Raw genomic sequence first — 2,683 nt, forward strand, 5'->3', positions numbered from 1 at the left:
TACGGAACGAACGTGCGGAACGGCGGGCGCGGTGGAGGAGGGGGCCATTGCTCGGTTGCCAGGAGAATGCAGATGGTCTTATACTCCTCTATAGGACCGATTGACCAGAGCCTTTCGGGCCGCGCATCGCCGACCCGCACCCGCCGTTCCGCACGTTCGTTCCGTACCGTCGTCCACGCTGCCCTTTCGCCTGCCGTCCGCATCGCAAACAACCGCGTTCCACGACGTTCAATCCGAGGCCGCCATGCACGCCGCTTCCGACGCCGTCGGGTCCGACCAGCGCCTGCCGATCTACCAGCGCCTCAAGGACGCGCTCGCCGAGCGCATCCAGGACGGCGCCTGGAAGCCCGGCGAGGCGATTCCGGCCGAGAGCGATCTGGCCTCCGAGTTCGGCGTCGCGCTCGGCACCATGCGCAAGGCGATCGAAGGGCTCGTCCAGCAGGGCCTGCTCGAGCGGCAGCAGGGGCGCGGCACCTTCGTGCGCCGCGCCGACCTCGGCAACACGCTGTTCCGCTTCTTTCGCCACACCGGCAAGGGCGGCAAGCCCGTGGTGCCGACCCAGAAGCTGGTCGGGCGCCGCACCGCCGCGGCGGGCCGCGAGGCGGCGCGCGCGCTCGGCCTCACCGCCGACGATCCGGTGCTGTGGCTGAAGCGCCTGCGCCTCGTCGACGGCGAGCCGCTCGTCGTCGACGAGATCGCGCTGCCGCTGCCGCGCTTCCAAGCACTCGCGACGCTGCCGGCCGAGAAGTTCGACGGGCTGCTCTATCCGCTCTACGAGCGCGAGATCGGCATCACGGTGGCGCGCGCCACCGACCGCATCGCCTTCAGCCGCGCCACCGCGACGGTCGCCAAGGCGCTCGGCATCGCGGCCGGCGATCCGGTCGTGGTGATCGACCGCACCGCCTTCGGGCTCGACGGCGCGCCGCTCGAATGGCGGCGCTCGCACGGGCCCGCGGACCGCTTCAGCTACGACGTCGAGATCAGATGAGCCCGGTGCGAGGCGTCGGGTTGACGGACGAGATCATGATCAGGGAGAAAACAATGCTCAAAGGCATGCTCGGCGCGCTCGCGCTGGCCACCACGGCGTTGACCACCACGGCCCTGGTGCCGCTCGCGGCGGTCGCGCAGGAGTTCCCGACCCGGCCCATCACCCTGATCGTGCCGGCCCCGCCCGGCGGCGGCACCGACGTCTTCGCCCGCCAGATCGCCGAGGCCGTCGAGCCGATCCTCAAGCAGAAGGTGATCGTCGACAATCGCGCGGGCGGCGGCGGCACGGTCGGCACCACGCTGGTCGCGGCGGCGAAGCCGGACGGCTACACGCTCGGCTTCATCTGGAACTCGCCGCTGACGACGAGCCCGCACAGCCTCACGGTCGCCTACACGCCGGACACCTATGCGAGCGTGATGTCGATCGGTTACTCGTCCTATGTGCTGTGCGCGGCGCCGGACTTCCCGGCCGCCACCGGCCAGGAGCTGATCGACCAGATCAAGGCCAACCCGGGCAAGTTCACCTACGGCAATGATGGCCTCGGCGGCACCATGCAGCTCGCCGCCGAGCGCGTCTTCGCCAAGGTCGGCGCCAAGGTGCGCCCCGTTCCGTTCGGCGGCGCCGGCGAGACGGCGCGCAACTTCCTCGGCGGCCACGTCACGTTCTACGGCGGCTCGCTGCCGCCGATCCTGCCGCATGCCGCGGCCGGCAAGGCGAAGTGCCTGCTGCTCACCTCGGCCGCGAAGAACCCCGCATTGCCGCAGGCCTCCGGTCTCGACGACATCGGGCTCGGGGCCGAGGAGACCGTGCTTTGGTGGGGCCTCATCGCGCCCGCCAAGACGCCGCCCGCCGTGCTCGCCACGCTCGAGAAGGCCTTCATGGAGGCCGCCTCCACGCCGAAGTTCAAGGAGGTGATGGAGAAGCAGGGCGCCACCCAGCGCGTCCTCGGCGCCAAGGAGACGGGCGCGCTGATCCGCAAGGAGCTCGACGCGCTCGGCACCGTCGCCAAGGCGATCGGCATCGAGCGGAAGGCGCAGTGATGAGGAGGATCCTCACCTTCGTCATGGCCGGGCTCGTCCCGGCCATCCACGGTCTTCCGGCCTTTGCGGCAAAGACGTGGATGCCCGGCACAAGGCCGGGCATGACGGCTCTGGATGCGAGGGTTCTCCCATGTCGGGCCTGAGTCTGCCGCGCTGGGCCGGGGATGCGGCGGTCGGGCTGGCGCTCGCGCTCGGCGGGGTGACGCTGGCGGTGCTCGCCTGGCCGATCCCGCGCGGCTCGGTCGGCAATCCCGGGCCGGGCTTCATGCCCTTCGTGCTCGGCCTCGCGCTCGTTCTGCTCGGGCTCGCCTGCGCGGTGCGGGCGGTGCGCGAGCACGACGGCGCCGCCGTGGTTCTCGTCAACCGCAAGACCGCGGTGTGCCTCGCGACGCTGCTCGCCGCGGCGCTCACCTTCATTCCGGTCGGCTTCGTGCCGACCGTCGCCGTGATGCTGAGCGTGCTGTTCGCCGTGCTGGGCGGCCAGCCGTGGTGGCGCGCGATTCTGTTCGGCTGCGGCGCGAGCCTCGCGCTCGACGTCGTGTTCGATCAGCTCCTGGGCGTCGGCCTGCCGGCCGGGGTGTGGCCGTTCTGATTTGTTTGTCGGACCTGGGAGACCGCGTCGTGCTTGGCTGAGGCCGTTCCCCCCACCCCCGAC

General features: G+C 71.0%; 3 protein-coding genes. All 3 read left to right on the top strand.

Annotated features, from left to right (window positions below; genetic code table 11):
- Positions 1-244 precede the first annotated feature (244 nt).
- Positions 245-988 carry a GntR family transcriptional regulator gene (locus CCR97_RS24975; RefSeq protein WP_111357974.1) on the top strand — a complete coding sequence of 248 codons (744 nt, stop codon included), beginning with the start codon at positions 245-247 and terminating at the stop codon, positions 986-988.
- Between the two features lie 53 nt (positions 989-1,041).
- The gene (locus tag CCR97_RS24980; protein WP_170145898.1) at positions 1,042-2,028 is read left to right on the top strand and encodes a Bug family tripartite tricarboxylate transporter substrate binding protein; all 987 of its coding nucleotides are present in this window, start codon (positions 1,042-1,044) and stop codon (positions 2,026-2,028) included.
- 130 nt (positions 2,029-2,158) lie between these two features.
- Entirely contained in the window at positions 2,159-2,620 is a 462-nt protein-coding gene (locus CCR97_RS24985; protein ID WP_111357976.1) for a tripartite tricarboxylate transporter TctB family protein, read from the top strand.
- Positions 2,621-2,683 lie beyond the last annotated feature (63 nt).

Source organism: Rhodoplanes elegans (assembly GCF_016653355.1).
In the GTDB taxonomy this organism is placed as follows: Bacteria; Pseudomonadota; Alphaproteobacteria; order Rhizobiales; family Xanthobacteraceae; genus Rhodoplanes; species Rhodoplanes elegans.

Bases quoted from the DNA above. Each gene is read 5' to 3' on its own strand.
- CCR97_RS24975 (WP_111357974.1), top strand. From the start codon at position 245: ATGCACGCCGCTTCCGACGCCGTCGGGTCCGACCAGCGCCTGCCGATC.
- CCR97_RS24980 (WP_170145898.1), top strand. From the start codon at position 1,042: ATGCTCAAAGGCATGCTCGGCGCGCTCGCGCTGGCCACCACGGCGTTG.
- CCR97_RS24985 (WP_111357976.1), top strand. From the start codon at position 2,159: ATGTCGGGCCTGAGTCTGCCGCGCTGGGCCGGGGATGCGGCGGTCGGG.